Annotated in this window: 20 protein-coding genes; 11 read left to right on the top strand and 9 right to left on the bottom strand. The window is 73.1% G+C overall.

Translation table 11 applies throughout. The features are described from left to right. Nucleotides 1-22: 22 nt before the first annotated feature. Nucleotides 23-1,564 (top strand): cytosine permease, encoded by a 1,542-nt coding sequence (locus ASG70_RS13475; protein WP_082590765.1) that lies wholly within the window; start codon nucleotides 23-25, stop codon nucleotides 1,562-1,564. Further along, the gene (locus tag ASG70_RS13470; RefSeq protein WP_082590763.1) at nucleotides 1,561-2,109 is read left to right on the top strand and encodes a cysteine hydrolase family protein; all 549 of its coding nucleotides are present in this window, start codon (nucleotides 1,561-1,563) and stop codon (nucleotides 2,107-2,109) included. Before ASG70_RS13475 ends, ASG70_RS13470 begins: the two co-directional genes overlap by 4 nt. An 86-nt stretch (nucleotides 2,110-2,195) precedes the next feature. Here ASG70_RS13470 and ASG70_RS19370 read toward each other — a convergent pair whose 3' ends face one another. The 4 genes from ASG70_RS19370 to purM all read right to left on the bottom strand — a co-directional run bounded on the left by ASG70_RS19370 (nucleotide 2,196) and on the right by purM (nucleotide 4,855). Continuing rightward, nucleotides 2,196-2,666: a hypothetical protein gene (locus ASG70_RS19370; RefSeq protein WP_056884365.1), complete on the bottom strand. Its 471-nt coding sequence runs from the start codon at nucleotides 2,664-2,666 to the stop codon at nucleotides 2,196-2,198. 125 nt (nucleotides 2,667-2,791) lie between these two features. Then, nucleotides 2,792-3,286, bottom strand: coding sequence for a hypothetical protein (locus ASG70_RS13460; protein ID WP_056884364.1), 495 nt, complete (start codon nucleotides 3,284-3,286; stop codon nucleotides 2,792-2,794). Between the two features lie 29 nt (nucleotides 3,287-3,315). Further along, nucleotides 3,316-3,693 carry a hypothetical protein gene (locus tag ASG70_RS13455; protein WP_056884363.1) on the bottom strand — a complete coding sequence of 126 codons (378 nt, stop codon included), beginning with the start codon at nucleotides 3,691-3,693 and terminating at the stop codon, nucleotides 3,316-3,318. Between the two features lie 49 nt (nucleotides 3,694-3,742). After that, entirely contained in the window at nucleotides 3,743-4,855 is a 1,113-nt protein-coding gene (purM, locus tag ASG70_RS13450) for a phosphoribosylformylglycinamidine cyclo-ligase (protein ID WP_056884362.1), read from the bottom strand. 238 nt (nucleotides 4,856-5,093) lie between these two features. On the opposite strand from purM, the gene ASG70_RS13445 reads away from it, so the two are divergent. Together ASG70_RS13445 and ASG70_RS13440 are read left to right on the top strand one after the other, a co-directional pair. After that, nucleotides 5,094-5,597 (top strand): hypothetical protein, encoded by a 504-nt coding sequence (locus tag ASG70_RS13445; RefSeq protein WP_156399996.1) that lies wholly within the window; start codon nucleotides 5,094-5,096, stop codon nucleotides 5,595-5,597. 151 nt (nucleotides 5,598-5,748) lie between these two features. After that, nucleotides 5,749-5,985: a hypothetical protein gene (locus tag ASG70_RS13440; protein ID WP_056884360.1), complete on the top strand. Its 237-nt coding sequence runs from the start codon at nucleotides 5,749-5,751 to the stop codon at nucleotides 5,983-5,985. A gap of 31 nt (nucleotides 5,986-6,016) precedes the next feature. On the opposite strand, the gene purF is transcribed toward ASG70_RS13440, so the two are convergent. Both purF and ASG70_RS13430 read right to left on the bottom strand, forming a co-directional pair. After that, nucleotides 6,017-7,555 carry an amidophosphoribosyltransferase gene (gene purF, locus ASG70_RS13435; protein WP_056884359.1) on the bottom strand — a complete coding sequence of 513 codons (1,539 nt, stop codon included), beginning with the start codon at nucleotides 7,553-7,555 and terminating at the stop codon, nucleotides 6,017-6,019. A 30-nt stretch (nucleotides 7,556-7,585) separates the two neighbouring features. Beyond that, nucleotides 7,586-7,819 carry a hypothetical protein gene (locus ASG70_RS13430; RefSeq protein ID WP_056884358.1) on the bottom strand — a complete coding sequence of 78 codons (234 nt, stop codon included), beginning with the start codon at nucleotides 7,817-7,819 and terminating at the stop codon, nucleotides 7,586-7,588. 76 nt (nucleotides 7,820-7,895) lie between these two features. On the opposite strand from ASG70_RS13430, the gene ASG70_RS13425 reads away from it, so the two are divergent. The 4 genes from ASG70_RS13425 (at nucleotide 7,896) to ASG70_RS13410 (ending at nucleotide 11,766) form a co-directional block, all read left to right on the top strand. Continuing rightward, nucleotides 7,896-9,479: a molybdopterin-dependent oxidoreductase gene (locus ASG70_RS13425; protein ID WP_156399995.1), complete on the top strand. Its 1,584-nt coding sequence runs from the start codon at nucleotides 7,896-7,898 to the stop codon at nucleotides 9,477-9,479. Between the two features lie 173 nt (nucleotides 9,480-9,652). Continuing rightward, nucleotides 9,653-10,300, top strand: coding sequence for a fasciclin domain-containing protein (locus ASG70_RS13420; protein WP_056884356.1), 648 nt, complete (start codon nucleotides 9,653-9,655; stop codon nucleotides 10,298-10,300). Nucleotides 10,301-10,324: 24 nt separating this feature from the next. Then, a complete protein-coding gene (locus ASG70_RS13415) occupies nucleotides 10,325-10,921 on the top strand; it encodes a sigma-70 family RNA polymerase sigma factor (protein WP_200949281.1) in 597 nt (198 codons plus the stop codon). Beyond that, the gene (locus ASG70_RS13410; RefSeq protein ID WP_056884355.1) at nucleotides 10,918-11,766 is read left to right on the top strand and encodes an anti-sigma factor domain-containing protein; all 849 of its coding nucleotides are present in this window, start codon (nucleotides 10,918-10,920) and stop codon (nucleotides 11,764-11,766) included. The genes ASG70_RS13415 and ASG70_RS13410 overlap by 4 nt, the downstream gene beginning before the upstream one ends. On the opposite strand, the gene ASG70_RS13405 is transcribed toward ASG70_RS13410, so the two are convergent. Then, entirely contained in the window at nucleotides 11,759-12,631 is an 873-nt protein-coding gene (locus ASG70_RS13405) for an LLM class flavin-dependent oxidoreductase (protein ID WP_056884354.1), read from the bottom strand. The two genes, ASG70_RS13410 and ASG70_RS13405, sit on opposite strands and share 8 nt — an antisense overlap. Before the next feature lie 86 nt (nucleotides 12,632-12,717). Here ASG70_RS13405 and ASG70_RS13400 point away from each other — a divergent pair, with 86 nt between their 5' ends. Genes ASG70_RS13400 through ASG70_RS13390 form a run of 3 tightly spaced genes read left to right on the top strand, consistent with a single transcriptional unit; the run spans nucleotide 12,718 to nucleotide 15,625 of the window. Beyond that, a complete protein-coding gene (locus ASG70_RS13400; RefSeq protein ID WP_056884353.1) occupies nucleotides 12,718-13,764 on the top strand; it encodes a zinc-dependent alcohol dehydrogenase family protein in 1,047 nt (348 codons plus the stop codon). Between the two features lie 2 nt (nucleotides 13,765-13,766). Next, a complete protein-coding gene (locus tag ASG70_RS13395) occupies nucleotides 13,767-14,567 on the top strand; it encodes a spermidine synthase (RefSeq protein WP_235531496.1) in 801 nt (266 codons plus the stop codon). A gap of 17 nt (nucleotides 14,568-14,584) precedes the next feature. Then, nucleotides 14,585-15,625, top strand: coding sequence for a Gfo/Idh/MocA family protein (locus ASG70_RS13390; protein ID WP_056884352.1), 1,041 nt, complete (start codon nucleotides 14,585-14,587; stop codon nucleotides 15,623-15,625). A gap of 9 nt (nucleotides 15,626-15,634) precedes the next feature. Here the strand turns inward: ASG70_RS13390 and ASG70_RS13385 are convergent, their stop codons facing one another. Beyond that, on the bottom strand, nucleotides 15,635-15,997 hold the full coding sequence (locus tag ASG70_RS13385; protein WP_056884351.1) for a sterol carrier family protein: 363 nt from the start codon (nucleotides 15,995-15,997) through the stop codon (nucleotides 15,635-15,637). Nucleotides 15,998-16,283: 286 nt separating this feature from the next. Continuing rightward, complete coding sequence (locus tag ASG70_RS13380; protein ID WP_369818913.1) at nucleotides 16,284-17,471, bottom strand: ATP-binding protein; 1,188 nt, start codon at nucleotides 17,469-17,471, stop codon at nucleotides 16,284-16,286. Between the last annotated feature and the right edge of the window lie 10 nt (nucleotides 17,472-17,481).

Genomic DNA, 17,481 nt, shown 5'->3' with positions numbered 1-17,481 from the left:
CCCGCGGGTCTACGCTCCCGCCATGAGCACAGACACGCGTGAGCAGACGCGGCGCCTCGGGGTCGAGACGACCGGCATCGAGATCATCGACGAGGCCGACCGGACCGCCCGCCCGTTCGACCTCTTCTGGCCGTGGTTCGCGGCCAACGTGTCGGTCTTCGGCATCAGCTACGCCGCGTTCGCCCTCCAGTTCGGCATCTCCTTCTGGCAGGGCGTCCTGGTCGCCGTCGTCGGCATCGTCGTGTCATTCCTGCTCTGCGGGGTCATCGCGATCGCCGGCAAGCGCGGCTCGGCGCCGACCATGGTGCTGTCGCGGGCGGCGTTCGGGGTCACCGGGCAGAAGGTGCCCGGCGTCATCTCGTGGCTGACCTCGATCGGCTGGGAGACCTTCCTCGCGATCACCGCGACCCTGGCCACCGCGACGATCTTTCGCGAGCTCGGGTGGGGCGGTGGCACCGCGACGAAGGTCGTGGCCGCACTGGTCACCGCCGCACTCGTCGTGCTGGCCTCCGTCGCCGGCTACCACGTGATCATGCGGCTCCAGTCGTGGCTCACCTGGATCACCGGCGTGGTCACGGTGGTGTACGTCGCGATGACCGTCGACCACGTGCACTGGGACGCCGTGAGCGCCCTGAAGGCGGGGACCACCCAGCAGGTGGTCGGCGCGCTGGTGCTGGTGATGACCGGGTTCGGGCTCGGGTGGATCAACATCGCCGCCGACTGGTCGCGCTACCAGCGCCGCGACGCCTCGGGCGCCTCGATCGTCTGGTGGAACACCTTCGGTGGGGCGCTCGCGCCGGTGCTGCTCGTCCTCTACGGCCTGCTGCTCGCCGGCTCTGACCAGAAGCTCATGGACGGCATCTCGGCCGACCCGGTCGGCACCCTGGCGACCATCCTGCCCACCTGGGTGCTCGTGCCGTTCCTCGTCGCCGCGATACTCGCGCTCGTCAGCGGCGCGGTCCTCGGCATCTACTCCTCGGGCCTCACCCTGCTCTCGCTCGGCGTCCGCATCCCCCGGCCGAGCGCCGCGTTCGTCGACGGCGTCATCCTCACCCTCGGCACGATCTGGGTCGTCTTCTTCGCCCAGGACTTCCTGGGCCCGTTCCAGTCGTTCCTCATCACCCTCGGCGTCCCGCTCGCCGCCTGGGCCGGGATCATGATCGGCGACATCTGGCTCCGCCGTCGCGACTACGACGAGGAGGCGCTGTTCGACGCCCGCGGCCGCTACGGCGCGTGGGACTGGGTGTCGATCGGCCTGATGGTCGTGGCCTCGGTCGTCGGCTGGGGGCTGGTCGTCAACCTGTTCGCCGACGACGCCTCGTGGAACAACTGGCAGGGCTACCTACTCGGTCCGCTCGGCCTCGGAGGCAAGGACGGCGACTGGGCCTACGCCAACCTCGGCGTGCTGCTCGCCCTGGTGATCGGGCTGGTCGGCACGCTCGCCCTGCGGCGCGGCACCGTACGGCGCCAGGAGGAGCACCTCGACACCGGCCTCGAAGGCCACCTCGAAGGCCACGGGGAGGGCCACCCGCAGCAGGGGCCGGGAGCCGGGGTCGGCGCGTGACCCAGCCGGCCTGGCTGGTGGGCATCGACCTCCAGCACGTCTTCGGCGACCCCGCGAGCGCTTGGTGCGCCCCCCGGTACGGCGCGGCGGCCGCCCAGGTGGCCCGGCTCGCGCGCGCCTTCGGTGACCGGACCGTGCTGACCCGCTTCGTCGCACCGCAGCGTCCCGAGGGCGCGTGGGCGCCGTACTACGAGGAGTTCCCGTGGGCCCTGGTCGGTGACGAGGACCCGCTCTACGCCCTCACCGACGAGGTGGCCGACCTGCCCGGCCGGGTCGTGACGGCGCCGACGTTCGGCAAGTGGGCCGAGCTGCTGCCGGTGGTGGGCGAGCGCCCACGCCTGGTGGTGACGGGGGTGGCCACCGACTGCTGCGTCATCTCGACGGTGTTGGCCGCCGCGGACGCAGGCGCCTCGGTCACCGTCGTCGCCGACGCGTGCGCCGGCTCGACCGACGACAACCACGCCAAGGCGCTCGACGTCATGGCCCTCTACGGACCGCTGGTCACCCTCGCCACCACCGACGAGCTGCTCGCCAGCCTCGCGTAGCACGGTCACGGCCGGCAGCCCGCTACGCCACCGAGGCGGTCCCAGGGGCGCCAGATGCACGCATCCCCCGAGGCTCGGACCAGAAGTCAGTAGCCTGCCCCGGCGCCGCCCCAGGGAAGGATGGAGCTCCCGTGGCCGGTCGCGAAGGCCTTGGCTTCCGCGGCCGGGTCCGGCTGTGTGCCGATGACGCGGGCTCCGCCCTGGTCGACCCCGGGGTCCGCGGGCGCGGGGTCGGCGCCGTCCCACGCGGCATACCCGGCGAAGAGGCCGAACACCGCGTCCGAGCCGACCACCGCCTCGGCCAGGACCCGGAGCACGCCCGGTTCGCAGGCCGCGAGGAACGCACCGGGGCTGCGGCGTTCGCCGACGACGACGAGCCGAGCCGTCGCGGAGGTCGCGTCCGGCGAGAGCCGCTGACCGGCGACGAACGCCTGGCGCACGGCCTCGAGCACCGGCCCGCGGACGCCGGCGGCCGGACCGGACAGCGCCTCGTCGTGGGCCGCTTGGAGGGCGTCGGCCGGAGCCGTCCTCAGCAGGTAGCGGTACTGCCGGACCACCGGGTCCTCCTCAGCTCCCGCCGCGTCAGCTCGACGTCCGTCCCCACCCCACCGGTTGCTCGTCATGCCTCAGGGTAGGACGCCACGACGGGCGTGCGGGCGCGAACGAGGCGAGTCCGCCCGGCTCAGCGGCCGCGGCCGAAGGAGTCCGGGGTGCTGGGTCCGCCCGCGTAGTCGAGGTAGCTGACCCGCACGGTGAGGGGGGTCCTCCACCGCTCGGCGAACCCGCTGTCGGTCCACGGCTCCTCGGCGGCCACGGGGTCGCTGCCGTCCCAGGCGGCATACCCGCCGAAGAGCCCGAAGGAGGCCTCGGCGAGGACGACGAGGTCCGCGAGCCGGCGCAGGGTGGGCGGGTGCATGGCCGCGAGGAAGGCGCCGGGCGCTCGGCGTTCGCCCAGGGTCACGAGGTGGGCGAGGGCCCGCACGTCGCCACGGTCGAGCCGCAGGCCGGCGACGAGCCCGTCCTGCACCGCGGCGAGGACCTGCCCGCGGTCGCGCCACCCGAGCCCCGAGAGCGCCTCCACGTGCGCCATCTCAAGGGCGTCGGCGGGGGCGGTGCGCAGCAGGAACCGGTACTGGCGCACGACGACGTCCTCGCGCTCGGCCCGCTCCGCGTCCATCTGCTGACGGTACGCCGCTGCGTCCCGTCCTAGAAGGGGCGCAGCCCGAGCCCGAGGGACAGCACCACCGCACCGGCCCCGACGCCGAGCAGGCCGGTGGTGAGCCCGGCGAGCCAGCGCGGGGTGAGGCCCTCGGCGGCTCCGGCGACGACCCAGCCCAGTCCCCACGAGACCCCGAGGCACAGCAGGACGGCGAGGGTCGTGACGACCGTGACCGGCGTGGTGTCGAGCGGGTGCCCGGGTGTCACCGCGCCGGCGACGGTGCCCACGATGCCCAGCAGGGCCGTGAACGCCATGGCCACGAACACGAGGCCGAGGGCGCCCAGGGTGCCGACGGCTGCCGACCAGCACCAGGTCGTCGTCGAACGGGCGCCGCGGCAGCTGTCCGTGGTGGGCCCGCTGTCCATGGCGACAGTGTGGAGCCTGCCCCACGGGCCGCCCCATCCGTGCCGCTACTCAGGCGGGGTGGTCACCCACGACCTGGACGGCGCCGCCGTCGACGCCCTTGGCTCCGTGGACGACCTCGACCCCGGGCTCGAGGGACGCGCCCTCCAGCGCCTCGACCTCGCCGAGGACCCAGGCGGGGATGCCCCGGGACGACAGCTCGCGGGTCGCGGCGTCGACCTGGTCGGCCGGCAGCATGGCGACGAACCCGACGCCCATGTTGAGGGTGCGCTCGAGGTCCGCGCGGGGCACCTGACCGAGGGCGCCGACGGTGGAGAACACCGCGGGCGGCGTCCAGCTGGAGCGGTCGAGGCGTGCGAGGACGCCCTGCGGCAGGACGCGGGCGAGGTTGGCCGCCAGTCCGCCACCGGTGACGTGCGACAGGGCGTGGACGTCGATGCCGTCGGTCCGGATGAGGTCGAGCAGGTCCGCGGAGTAGACCCGGGTCGGGGTGAGCAGCTCCTCCCCCAGCGTCTGGCCGAACTCCTCGACGTGACGGTCGAGGGCCCAGCCGGCCGAGGCCACGACACGTCGGACGAGGGAGTAGCCGTTGCTGTGGAGCCCGCTCGAACCCAGCGCCAGGACGACGTCACCCGCCCGGACACGGTCCGGTCCCAGCACGTCGGCGTGCTCCACGACGCCCGTGGCGGCGCCGGCGACGTCGTACTCGTCGGGGTCCAGCAGCCCCGGGTGCTCGGCGGTCTCGCCGCCCACGAGGGCCACGCGGGCCTGCTCGCAGGCCGCCGCGATCCCGGAGACGATGGCCGCGACCCGCTCGGGCACCACGCGGCCGGTGGCGATGTAGTCGGTCATGAACAGCGGCTCGGCGCCGCACACGACGATGTCGTCGACGACCATGCCCACGAGGTCGAACCCGATGGTGTCGTGGCGGTCGAGCGCCTGGGCGATCGCGACCTTGGTGCCGACACCGTCGGTGGACGTGGCGAGGACCGGGTGGGTCATCCGTGCGATGGCGCTCGCGTCGAACATGCCCGCGAACCCGCCGAGGCCGCCGAGGACCTCGGGCCGGGTGGCCCGGCGCACGGAGGCCTTCATGAGCTCGACCGCCCTGTCACCGGCCTCGACGTCGACACCGGCGGAGGCATAGGTGATCGGTTCGCTCACGCGGGCCAGCCTAGTCCCCGCCCGCCGCCCCTCGGTTCGCCCGTCCGCCCTGTTGCCCTGTTGTCCTGGTTGCCCCCCGTAGCCCCCCGGGTCGAGGTATTCGCCGACCACGATCGGGTCGTTGAATACCTCGACCGGTGGGGAGTCGCCGTCCACAGGGGGTCGCCCACCGCCCGGGCGTCCACACGTCGGCGGTGGACGACCACCCCGCGGCCGTTCCATGAGCCAGCGTCGTCGCATGACCACGACGGGCGTCCCGGCATCTCGGACGACGAGCTGGCGGCGTGCCGCTGCTACTCGGCTGGCCGAGGCCACTGACGGCGTGCTGTCCCGTGACACGCTCGCCGGGATCGGGGTCGACGACCGCATGGTTCGTCGCGAGGTGTCGGCCGGGCGCTGGCGCCTGCACGGCAGGCAGACCGTCGCGGTCCACACGGGCCCTCTGGGCCCCGGCGCGTGGCGGCGACGAGCCGTGTGGGAGGTGGGTGCCGGCATCGCCGCCCTCGACGGGGTGAGCGCACTCCAGGCGGCCGGGCTCACCGGTTTCGAGGACGACGTGGTCCACGTGTCGGTCAGGCACACGGCTGCGGTCCGGGCGGTCGACGGGCTGCGGGTGCACAAGCTCGCGCGACGGGTGGAGGGCGAGCTGGCAGCGGCTCTGCACCGGTGCGCAGCTGCTCCAGGCGGCCGAGGCGACGCGAGGGCGGACGAGGCGGCGCCTGATAGCGGTCATCGCCCGTGACGTCGCCCTCGGTGCGCAGTCGCTCGGGGAGCTCGACTTCGCACGCCTGTGCCGCGCCCGCGGCCTGCCGGAGCCGACCCGACAGGCGCTGCGCCACGGCGTTCGCGGACGGGTCTACCTCGATGCGGCGTGGGAGGACATCGGTCTCGCCGTGGAGATCGACGGCGTCGGCCACCGGTTCGGGCTGGCCGTCACCGACGACAACCTGCGCCAGAACGAGCTCGCGCTGGCCGACCACACCGTCCTGCGCATTGACCTCGTGGGGCTGCGGCTGGAGGAACGGCGGTTCATGGACCAGGTGGTCGCCGCCCATGCCCGGCTGTCAGCCCGGCGCCGACCGTCCTCGGCCCAGCCTCGTTCGAGGTATTCGGCAACCAGGTCCGGGTAGGCGAATACCTCGAACGAGAGAAGGTTGGGCGTCAGGGGCGGGTGAGCGCGTCGGCGGCCCCGCCGGAGACCCCGAGGCTCACGCCGTCGACGTCGAGCGGCAGGGTCTCGAAGAGGTTCTTGCCGAGGCGGCTGGAGTCGGGCAGCTCGACCGGGTACTGGCCCGAGAAGCACGCCGTGCACAGCTGGTCGCGCGGCTGCTCGGTGGCGGCCACCATGCCCTCCTCGCTGATGTACCCGAGGGAGTCGGCGCCGATGGAGGTGCAGACCTCCTCGACCCCGATGCCGGTGGCGATGAGCTCGGCCCGGGTCGCGAAGTCGATGCCGTAGAAGCAGGGCCAGCGCACCGGCGGGCTCGAGATCCGCACGTGCACCTCGGCTGCGCCGGCCTCGCGCAGCATCCGCACCAGGGCCCGCTGGGTGTTGCCGCGCACGATGGAGTCGTCGACCACGACGAGGCGCTTGCCCTTGATGACCTCGCGCAGCGGGTTGAGCTTGAGCCGGATGCCGAGCTGGCGGATGGTCTGCGACGGGGCGATGAAGGTGCGGCCGACGTAGGAGTTCTTGACCAGGCCCTGGCCGTAGGGGATGCCGGACTCCTGCGCGTAGCCGATCGCGGCCGGGGTGCCGGACTCGGGCGTCGGCATCACCAGGTCGGCCTCGACCGGGTGCTCCCGCGCGAGGGCGCGACCCATCTCGACCCGCGACTCGTGGACGCCCCGGCCGTTGATGGTGGTGTCGGGGCGGGCCAGGTAGACGTACTCGAAGACGCAGCCCTTGCGGTCGGTCTCGGCGAAGCGCTGCGAGCGCAGGCCGTCCTCGTCGATGGCGATGAGCTCGCCCGGCTCGACCTCGCGGATCAGCGAGGCGCCGACGATGTCGAGCGCCGCGGTCTCGGAGGCGACGACCCAGCCGCGCTCGAGGCGGCCCAGGACCAGCGGGCGGATGCCCTGCGGGTCGCGGGCGGCATACAGGGTGTGCTCGTCCATGAAGACGAAGCAGAAGGCACCCCGGAGCCGGGGCAGCAGGTCCATCGCCGCGGCCTCGAGCGAGCGGTCGGGGTCATCGGCGAGCAGCGCGGTCACCAGCGCGGTGTCGGTGGTGTTGCCGCGCACCAGCTCGCCGCCGCCGTGGTTGAACCCCTCGGCCTTGCGGTCCGCGACGAGGTCGCGCAGCTCGGCGGAGTTGATGAGGTTGCCGTTGTGCGCCAGGGCAACGGTGGACTCGGCGTGGCCGCCGAGGGTGGGCTGGGCGTTCTCCCAGGTGGAGCCACCGGTCGTGGAGTAGCGGCAGTGCCCGACCGCGAGGTGGCCGCGCAGCGAGGCGAGCGAGCGCTCGTCGAAGACCTGGGACACCAGCCCCATGTCCTTGTAGACGAGGATCGAGCGGCCGTCGGAGGTCGCGATGCCGGCGGACTCCTGCCCGCGGTGCTGCAGCGCGTAGAGGCCGTAGTAGGCGAGCTTGGCCACCTCCTCGCCGGGAGCCCAGACGCCGAAGACCCCACAGGCGTCCTGCGGGCCCTTCTCACCAGGGAGGAGGTCGTGCGTCAGCTGTCCGTCGCCGCGTGCCACGTGCGCCAGTCTCCCACAGCGGCGGAGGCCTCAGTCGCGGCGTTCCAGCAGGACCGCGAGGACCGCAGCCGCCAGCCCAAGCACGCAAGCGCCCAGAAGCCCGAGGAAGAGCACGGCCGAGGAGTCGCTGAAGCTGCGGCCGTACTCCGTCGTGTCCTGGCTCCCGCCGAGGTAGGCGTAGGCGGACCCGACCACGAAGCCGAGGATCGCCCCCGTGGCGATGAAGGCGACGAAGTTGGGCCGGCGACGACGGGTGGGAGGCACACTGTCACGCTACCCGCCCACCGCAGGGCGCCGGACCCGTACCCATCCACAGCGGGGCGGGGTACGAATGACGTCCATGCAGCCGACCACGAAGACCCAGCGCCTCGGGTACGCCGTGTGCGGCCTCCTCGCCGCCCTCACCGGGATGGCGGTGGGCCACCTCGTCGCTGCCTTCGTCGACCCCGCGTCATCGCCCGTGCTCGCGGTGGGCTCGACCGTCGTCGACGCGACGCCCACACCGGTCAAGGAGTGGGCGGTGCGGACGTTCGGCACCGCAGACAAGGCGGTCCTGCTCAGCAGCGTCGCCGTGGTCACCGCGCTGGCCGCGCTGGGCATCGGCTTGGTGGCGCGACGCAGGCCGTCACTCGCCGGCGCGCTCGTCGTGGTGCTCGCGGGCCTTGCGGGCCTGGCCGCCCTGCTGCGGCCGACCGCCTCGCCGGTCGACGTCCTGCCCGCGTTCGCCGCCGCAGTGGTCGGTGTCGCCGTGCTCCACGGACTTCTACGACTGCTCCCCGGCCACCGGGCAGCCGCGTCCGCATCCGCGGGCGACCACCACGAGTCACCGCTCGACCACTCGGCCCAGGCCGACGGCGTGCCGTCGACGACCGGTCGCCGCACCTTCCTCGTCGGCGCCGCCGGCGCCACGGTGGGCGCGGCCGCGGTCGGTGCCCTCGGCCAGCGGCTCGCCGCGGCCCCGACGCTGCCGGCCTCGGTGAGCCTCCCCGCCCCCGCGAGCACGGCGGACCCGCTGCCGACCGGCCTGGACGGCAAGGTCAAGGGCATCACCAAGTTCGTCACCGACCCCAAGGACTTCTACCGCGTCGACACGGCCCTGGTCATCCCGCGGGTCGACGTGGAGAGCTGGAAGCTGGAGGTCGACGGCATGGTCGAGCGGCCGTTCTCGATCACCTTCGACGAGCTCGTGAAGATGCCCATGGTCGAGCGCGACATCACCCTCAACTGCGTCAGCAACGAGGTGGGCGGTCCCTACATCTCCTCCACCCGCTGGCAGGGCGTGCTCGTCCGCGACCTGCTCGAGCGCGCAGGCGTCAAGCAGGGCGTCGACCAGATCTTCAGCGAGTCGACCGACGGCATGACGATCTCCACCCCGGTCGAGGCGCTCACGGACGACCGCGACGCCATGGTGGCCGTCGCCATGGGCGGCCAGCCGCTCCCCGCGCGCCACGGCTTCCCCGCCCGACTCGTCACGCCGGGACTGTACGGGTTCGTCGGTGCCACGAAGTGGCTCACCAGGCTGACCGCCACCACCTACGCCAAGGACAAGGCGTACTGGACCCAGCGCGACTGGGCCATCGACGGCACGGTCAAGACGCAGGCCCGCATCGACACCCCCCGAGGGCTGGCGACGTACGCCCCCGGACGCATCGTGGTCGGTGGTGTCGCCTGGGCCCAGGGCCGCGGCATCAAGGAGGTCGAGGTGCGCGTCGACGACGGCCCGTGGCAGAAGGCGACCCTGGGACCCGACGGCGGCACCGACTACTGGCGGCAGTGGTACTGGGCGTGGGACGCCAAGAGCGGCCGGCACGACCTCACGGTGCGCGCCACCGACGGCACCGGCACGGTCCAGACTGCCGAGCGCGCCGACCCGTTCCCCGGTGGGGCATCCGGCTACCACTCGATCGTCGTCATCGTGTCCTGACGAATCCACTACTGCCACAAGGAATCCCCTGTCACCCTTCGCGGTGGCAGGGGATTCCTGTGTCGACGAAGAGACGTAGGGATTTCTGGAAATAGTTGCGGCAGAAGCCAATCCATCCTCCCAGTAGAGGCGAATACCGGGTGTAAGAACGTCACCCACCAAGGAGCCACGTCATGCGACTCGCCCGCCGCAGCACCATCGCTGCCCTCAGCCTCGCCCTCCCCCTGTCCCTCGCGGCCTGTGGGAACTCCGGTTCGGACACCGCTGCCTCGTCCTCGTCGTCCTCGATGCCGAGCTCCAGCAGCTCGAGCTCCTCCTCCTCGTCGTCGTCCTCCTCGGACGACATGATGGCCAAGCCGTTCGGGGCCGGCTGCTCCGCGGTCCCCGCGGACGGCAAGGGCTCCTTCTCGGGCATGGCCACCGACCCGGTCGCCACCGCCGCCAGCAACAACCCGGTCCTGTCCACCCTGGTCACCGCGGTCGGTGAGGCGGGCCTGGGCGAGACCCTCAACTCCGCCAAGGACATCACCGTCTTCGCGCCGAGCAACGACGCCTTCAAGGCCGTGCCGAAGGCGACCATGGACGCCGCGATGAAGGACCCGAAGGGCCTGCTCACCAAGGTGCTCACCAACCACGTCGTCGAGGGTCGCCTGACCCCCGACCAGCTGGCCGGCGACCACAAGACCCTGGGTGGCGGGACCATCACCGTCTCCGGCTCCGGCGAGTCGTTCAAGGTCGGCGAGGCCAACGTGATCTGCGGCAACGTGCAAACCGCCAACGCCACGGTGTACATCATCGACGGCGTGCTGCTGCCGAAGTAAGCCTGATCAGTGATGATGGTGTCCATGGCAGCGACGTCCCCAGGCCCCGCCCCGGCATGGGGAGGTCCTGCCGTGGCGCCGGACCTCTCCGAGCTCCTCCGAGCGTGCGCCCTCGGCGACGAGTCCGCGTTCGCCCGGCTCTACGACGCAGTGTCCTCACGCGTCTACGGGCTGGTGCTGCGGGTCGTGCGTGACCCGGCGCAGTCGGAGGAGGTCGCCCAGGAGGCCCTGCTGGACATCTGGCGCACCAGCGCCCGGTTCGACCCCGAGCGTGGCAGCGCGGTGAGCTGGATGCTCACCATCGCCCATCGCAAGGCGGTCGACCGGGTGCGGTCCGCGCAGGCCTCCACCGACCGCGAGGACAGCTACGGCTCCCGCAACCAGGAACGCTCGTTCGACCAGACGGTCGAGACGGTCGAGCGGCGCCTGGACGCCCAGCGGGTCCGCAACGCGATGGACGTGCTCACCGACACCCAGCGCAAGGCCGTGGAGCTCGCCTACTTCGGCGGCTACACCCACACCGAGGTGGCCTCCCTCCTCGGCGTCCCGCTGGGGACGGCCAAGACCCGAATACGTGACGGTTTGATCCGCCTGAGAGACACCCTGGGGGTGCAGCAATGAGTGCCGACGTCCACAGCCTGGTCGGCGCCTACGCGGTCGACGCGATCGACGAGCAGGAGCGCGCCGCGTTCGAGCGCCACCTCGCCGAGTGCCCCGAGTGCCGCGCCGAGGTCGCCAGCCTGGTCGAGGCCGGCGCCCACCTCTCCCTCGTCAGCGAGGCCGTTCCCCCGCCCGGCATGCGGGCCGCGGTCCTCGCCAGGATCCGCACCGTCCGCCCCCTGCCGCCGCTCGAGCAGCCGGAAGCCGGCGGGCGCGGGCTCCAGGACGACGACGCCCCGGACCCCGACGCCCCTGCGGCACGCATCCCCGTCGTCATCGACGACGACCCGGAGCCGGCACCCGATGCCCGGGCCCCGGACCTGCCGGCCAACGTGGTCCCCCTGCGTCGTCGCCGTCGCCCGGTGGCGGAGTGGCTCGTCGGCGCCGCCGCCGCCGTCGCCCTCATCGCCGGGGGCATCGCGTGGAGCCCTTGGGACAACGGGCCGGCCAAGGCGCCCGTGTCGGCGTCCGAGCAGGTGCTCGAGGCACCCGACGCCCAGCGGGTCGTGAAGAACATCGGTGACGCCAAGGTGACCATCGTGCGCAGCGCCTCGCTGCACAAGGCCGTCGTGGTCGCCGACAACATGGCTGCCGCGCCCACCGGCAAGGACTACCAGTTCTGGTTCGACCAGCCCGGCAAGGGAATGGTCAACGCCGGCGTCATGCCGCACGGCAGCGCCTCGACCCTGACGGTGATGCTCGAGGGCGACGCCTCGACGGCCTCGGCTGCCGGGGTCACGCTCGAGCCGGCCGGGGGCTCGACCGCGCCGACGAGCGCTCCGCTGGCGCTGTTCTCCTTCAGCTGAGCGAGCGCAGGTCGTCGAGCCTCTCGGCGACCTGCTCCAGCACCGCCTCCGAGCCCGAGTAGGGCTCGGAGGCGCGCGGCCAGTGCGTGACGACGTCGGTGAACCCGAGGCGCCCCGCCCGGCCCACCATGTCCTCGAACAGGCCCACGGACTCCAGGGAGAACCGTGGCGAGCCGTCGAGCGACAGGTAGCGGTCCAGCGGTTGCTCCCGGGCCGCGGTGGCCTCCGCCTCGTCGAGCAGCCGACCGAGCGCCTCGACGCCCGACCACCAGTCCTCAAGGGTGTCGCCACCGCGGCCGTAGGTCACCCAGCCCTGACCGTACCGAGCCGCCAGGCGCAGCGACCGCGGGCCGTTGGCCGCCACGAGGAACGGCAGGCGCGGCTGCTGCACCGCGCCGGGCAGCGTCCGGGCGTCGGCAGTCGTGTAGTGCTCGCCGCGGTGGTCGACGTGGTCCTCGAGCAGGAGCCGGTCGAGGACCTCGACGAACTCGTGGAACCGGTCGACCCGTTCCCTGAGCGGCCGGTCCTCCCCGAGGATGCGCGAGTCGAGGTCGCCGCCGGTGCCGAGGCCGACGACGAGGCGCCCACCCGAGACGTCGTCGACGGCGAGCAGGTCGCGCAGGAACGCATAGGGGTGGCGGTAGTTGGGTGAGCTGACGAACGTGCCCAGCCGGATCCGCGAGGTGACCGTGGCCGCCGCGGTCAGGGTCGGCAACGCGCCGAACCAGGGGGAGTCGGGCAGCCCCGCCCACACGAGGTGGTCGTAGGTCCACGCGTGGTCGAACCCGTACTCCTCGGCGCGGCGCCACAACGGCGCGGCCTCGGTCCAGCGGTGCTCCGGGAGGATCGTGATGCCGACGCGCATGTCGCGACCGTATCCCGTCCCGGGGGCGGGCCCACGCGCCACACCTCCGCCGAGGCACGCCACCGGTGGCGTGGGAGGCTGGGCCCATGAAGGCCACCGTGCTGCACGCCCCCGGAGACGTCCGACTCGACGAGGTCCCGGACCCGACCATCGCCAAGCCCACCGACGCGATCGTGCGGGTGACCGCTGCCTGCGTGTGCGGCAGCGACCTGTGGCCCTACCGCGGCATCAACGACGTGACCGAGCCGTCGCGCATCGGCCACGAGTTCGTCGGCATCGTCGAGGAGGTCGGCAGCGAGGTGCGCAGCCTGCGCGCGGGCGACTTCGTCATCGCGCCGTTCATGTACTCCGACAACACGTGCCCGCACTGCCGCGTCGGCATCCAGTCGCAGTGCGACCACGGCGGGTTCTGGGGCGGGCCGGACCGCGACGGTGTGATGGCGGACGGCGGCCAGGGCGAGTACGTCCGCGTGCCGCTCGCCGACGGCACCCTGGTCTCCACCCGTGAGGTCCCCGACGACGCGCTGGTGCCGTCGCTGCTGACGCTGTCCGACGTGATGGGCACCGGCTGGCACGCCGCCGTGGCCGCCCGGGTGGCCGAGGGCGACACCGTCGTCGTCGTCGGCGACGGCGCGGTGGGGCTGAGCGGCGTCCTCGCGGCGGCCCGGATGGGGGCCGAGCGCATCATCGCCATGTCACGCCACGAGCCGCGGCAGAAGGTGGCGCGCGAGTTCGGTGCCACCGACGTGGTCGAGGCGCGTGGTGACGAGGCGGTCGCGGCCGTCCTCGAGCTCACCGGCGGCGTCGGCGCGGACGCCGTCCTGGAGTGCGTGGGCACCAAGGAGTCGATGCTCACCGCGATCGCGGCCGCCCGGCCCGGTGCGACGGTGGGCTACGTCGGCGCCCCCCACGGTGTCGAGTACCCCGTGCGCGACATGTTCGTGCGCAACGTCGGCGTCGCCGGCGGCATGGCCCCGGCGCGGCAGTACCTGCCCGAGCTGCGCGACGACGTCCTTGCCGGCGCCATCAACCCCGGCCTGGTGTTCGACCTCGAGCTCCCGCTGGCCGAGGTCGCCGAGGGCTACGCGGCGATGGACGAGCGTCGCGCCATCAAGTCGCTGCTGCGGCCCTGACGGTGTCGTCGGTCGAGCTCGTCGACGACGGGAGCGGCGGGACCGTCGTGATGATGGACGGCCACCCCCAGTCGCACGTGCAGCTCGACGACCCGCGCCTGATCGTCTTCGAGTACGTCCAGTTCCTCGCTGCGCTCCTCGACGCCCTGCCCGAGGGACCGCTGGTCGTCACCCACCTCGGCGGGGCCGGACTGACCCTTCCGCGCTACCTCGCCCACACCCGCCCCGGTTCGCCGCAGGTCGTCCTCGAGCCGGACGCCGACCTCACCCAGGCGGTGCGCCACCAGCTCCCCCTCCCGCGCGGTCACCGGATCCGCGTGCGCCCGGTCGACGGCCGCAGCGGGCTGAGCGCCCTGGCGGAGTCCAGCGCGGACGTCGTGGTCGTCGACGCGTTCGCCGGCGGCCGGGTGCCCGCCGAGCTGGCGTCGACCCCGTGGTTCACCGACGTGCGCCGGGTGCTGCGCCCCGGCGGGCTGCTGCTCATGAACACCGCTGACGAGCCGAACCGCCGCCACCTCGCGCGGCTGCACGCATCCATCAGCGAGGTGCTACCGCATACCGCAGCCGTGGCCACCTCGGAGGTGCGCAAGGGCCGCCGCTTCGGCAACACCGTCCTTGCCGCGAGCGCCCAGCCGCTGCCGCTGGAGGCGATGACGCGCCGCATCGCGATGACGGCGTTCTCCGCGACGCTGCTCCACGGGCCGCAGCTCACCAGGTCACTCGGATCGGCCCAGCCCTTCGGCGACGAGGACGCCCAGGCGTCGCCGGAGCCACCGGTGGTCGATCGTTGGCGCGTGCGCTGACCCGGCAGGATGAGGCCATGACGACTGCCGCTGGCCTGCGCCTGCCGACGACCCGCACCCCCGACCCCATGGAGGCGCCTGTCCTGCGCTGGGGCGTCATCGCGCCCGGCGGCATCGCGCGGTCGTTCGTCGCGGCCCTGCAGGCCAGGACCCGTCAGCAGGTCGTCGCGGTCGCCTCCCGCAGCACCGACCGGGCGGAGTCCTTCGCCCGCGACTTCGGGGTGCCGGCGGCGTACGGATCGTACGAGGAGCTCGTGGCCGACCCCGAGGTCGACGTCGTCTACGTCGCCTCGCCGCACAGCGAGCACGCCGCCCACGCGCTGCTGGCGCTGGGTGCGGGCAAACCGGTCCTCGTGGAGAAGGCCTTCACCCGCAACGCCGCCGAGGCCCGCGCGGTGTTCGAGGCGGCCGGGGGCCGGGGCCTGTTCGCGATGGAGGCGATGTGGACGCGCTTCCTGCCGCACCTCGACGTCGTGCGCCAGTGCCTCGAGAAGGGACTGCTCGGTGAGGTGCACATGGTCGCTGCCGACCACGGTCAGCTGCTGCACCCCGACGGTCCCCAGCGGCTGTCCGACCCCGCCCTCGCCGGTGGCGCCCTCCTCGACCTCGGGGTCTACCCGCTCTCGTTCGCCTCGATGGTGCTGGGCACCCTGACCGACGTCACGGCCACCGGTTCCCTCACCGGGCTGGGGGTCGACGCGCAGGAGTCGGTCGTGGTCCGCAACGAGCACGGCGCGATCGGCCTGGTCGGGTCGAGCATGGTGGCTAGCACCCCGACGACGGCGTCGATCGCCGGCACCATCGCGCGGCTCGAGCTCGCCACCCCGTTCTTCGCCCAGTCGACCCTGCGCCTGGTCGGCCCCGACGACGAGGTGCTCGACGTGCTGGAGCCCAGCGACCGCGAGCACGGGCTGCACTTCGAGGCCGCGGAGGCAGCGCGGTGCATCGCCGCCGGCGCGACCGAGTCGCCCCTCATGCCGTGGTCGGAGACCGTGGCGGTCATGGCCGCGATGGACTCGGTACGCCGCCAGCTGGGCGTCACGTTCCCCGGCGAGTGAGCGCGTCGCTCAGGCCAGGGGCATGTGCTGGTCGAGGTCGGCGCGGTGCCCGCTGACGCGCAGGCTCCCGGCGTCCCAGGCCGCCTGCCAGCTCACCAGCCCGGTGGCCACCTCGAGCCACGTCTGGGCGTCGGTCTCGACGACGTTGGGCGGCGTGCCGCGGGTGTGGGTGGTCCCTGCGACGCACTGCACCGCCCCGAACGGTGGCACGCGCACCTCCACGCTGCGTCCGGGGGCGACGGTCGCCAGCTCCTCGAGGGTGTAGCGCACAGCCGTGGCCAGGTCGTCCCGCGAGGTGTCGAGCCGCTCAGCGCGCCACCGCTCCACGGCGGCGCGGCCGGCGGCGACGGGGACTCGGCGACGCGGCGGCATACCGGCATCGTAGGTGGCGTGGACGCGATGCCTGCCACGGCGCCTGACACGTGCCTGACACATGCCTCGTCCTCGTCCGGACATGGTCACTCCATGGGTAGTTCTACCCATCGACGCTGTCGGCACCCGGCCGTAGTCTTCGAGGCGGGGACACCAAGGGGACGAACGGTCCGGCCGCGCGGAGGGGGAGCGCGACCGGACCGCTCGCACGTCACGGGCCGGTACGGGTGGTTTCGCCGCGTCGGGTCGGGCAGCCTTGCGGTGGGTCAGGCGGCCTTGCGGTGGGTCAGGCGGCCTTGCGCTGGGGCAGGAAGACCCAGACGCAGGCCCCGCCCAGCTCAGAATCCGTGATGCCTATGCGCCCCCCGTGCGACTGCACGATGCGGCGGCACGTGCTCAGGCCGATGCCCAGGCCGTCGACCGACTCCTGGTCCTCGCCGCGCGCCAGCAGCTCGAACACCCGGTCGCGGTCCTCGACGGCGACGCCCGGCCCGTTGTCGTCGACCGTGACGCGCCACCCGCCGGGAACGGCCTCTGCGCCGACGCCCACCACAGGCCGCTGCCCGTGCCCGGCGCTGAACTTCACGGCGTTGGCGAGGAGGTTCTGCAGCAGGGCGCGCAGCAGGGTGCCGTCACCGGTGACCGTGGGCAGGGCGCCCACCTCCACCTCGGCTCGCCGCGCCACGACCTCCGCGGACAGGTCCTCCAGCACCGCCTTGGCCTCCTGCTGCAGGTCCACCGGGGCGAGCCGCGCTCCCCCGCCGACGCGGGCGAAGGCCAGCAGGTCGCCGATCATCGCCGTCATGCGCGCGGCGGACGACTCGGCGCGGGCGAGTGCGCGAGCGGCGTCGGGCACCTCCGAGACGCCGGGGGTGTCGGCCGCGACCTCGAGGAACCCGACGAGCGCCGCGAGCGGGTTGCGCAGGTCGTGGCTGACCTGTCCGGCGAACTGGGTGAGCTGCTCGTTGGACCGGGCGAGCTCCCGGCTCAGGCGTCGCAGCTCGAGGACGTCGACGACCTGCTCCGCGAGGACCTCCAGCGCCCGGGCCCCCGAGGCGGACAGGCCACGCGGGACGTCGTCGAAGACGCAGAGGGTGCCGATGGGCACCCCCGTCGGCGTCACCAGCGGGCTCGAGGCGTAGAAGCGCACCGACGCGATGTCGCCGGTGACGAACGGGTTCGTGGCGAACCGCGCGTCGAGGCGCGCGTCCGGCCCCACCACCAGCTCGGCGTCGCCGAGGACCCGGGCGCACATGGAGTCCTCACGGGCGCACACGCTCGCCGTGAGGCCGACGGCCGCGACCTGGTGCTGGTGCCGGTCGTCGATGATGTTGATCACCGCCGTGGGCACGTCGCACACGGCGGCGGCCAGCTCGACCAGCCTCTGCAGCTCCGGCTCGGGCTCCCGCCCCAGCACCTCGTACTCGTCGATCGCCTCGCGGCGCGCGAGGTCCTGCACTGAGCTCAACGACACTCCTCGGTTG

The organism is Phycicoccus sp. Soil748 (genome assembly GCF_001428025.1).
Taxonomy (GTDB): Bacteria; Actinomycetota; Actinomycetes; order Actinomycetales; family Dermatophilaceae; genus Pedococcus.
The sequence above is the reverse complement of the archived record's forward strand: the minus strand, read 5'-3'. Positions and strand labels throughout refer to the sequence as shown.

Bases quoted from the DNA above. Each gene is read 5' to 3' on its own strand.
- ASG70_RS13410 (WP_056884355.1), top strand. From the start codon at position 10,918: ATGAGTGCCGACGTCCACAGCCTGGTCGGCGCCTACGCGGTCGACGCG.
- ASG70_RS13405 (WP_056884354.1), bottom strand. From the start codon at position 12,631: ATGCGCGTCGGCATCACGATCCTCCCGGAGCACCGCTGGACCGAGGCC.
- ASG70_RS13425 (WP_156399995.1), top strand. From the start codon at position 7,896: ATGCAGCCGACCACGAAGACCCAGCGCCTCGGGTACGCCGTGTGCGGC.
- ASG70_RS13385 (WP_056884351.1), bottom strand. From the start codon at position 15,997: ATGCCGCCGCGTCGCCGAGTCCCCGTCGCCGCCGGCCGCGCCGCCGTG.
- ASG70_RS13400 (WP_056884353.1), top strand. From the start codon at position 12,718: ATGAAGGCCACCGTGCTGCACGCCCCCGGAGACGTCCGACTCGACGAG.
- ASG70_RS13415 (WP_200949281.1), top strand. From the start codon at position 10,325: ATGGCAGCGACGTCCCCAGGCCCCGCCCCGGCATGGGGAGGTCCTGCC.
- ASG70_RS13420 (WP_056884356.1), top strand. From the start codon at position 9,653: ATGCGACTCGCCCGCCGCAGCACCATCGCTGCCCTCAGCCTCGCCCTC.
- ASG70_RS13475 (WP_082590765.1), top strand. From the start codon at position 23: ATGAGCACAGACACGCGTGAGCAGACGCGGCGCCTCGGGGTCGAGACG.
- ASG70_RS13455 (WP_056884363.1), bottom strand. From the start codon at position 3,693: ATGGACAGCGGGCCCACCACGGACAGCTGCCGCGGCGCCCGTTCGACG.
- ASG70_RS13390 (WP_056884352.1), top strand. From the start codon at position 14,585: ATGACGACTGCCGCTGGCCTGCGCCTGCCGACGACCCGCACCCCCGAC.
- ASG70_RS13445 (WP_156399996.1), top strand. From the start codon at position 5,094: ATGACCACGACGGGCGTCCCGGCATCTCGGACGACGAGCTGGCGGCGT.
- ASG70_RS13460 (WP_056884364.1), bottom strand. From the start codon at position 3,286: ATGGACGCGGAGCGGGCCGAGCGCGAGGACGTCGTCGTGCGCCAGTAC.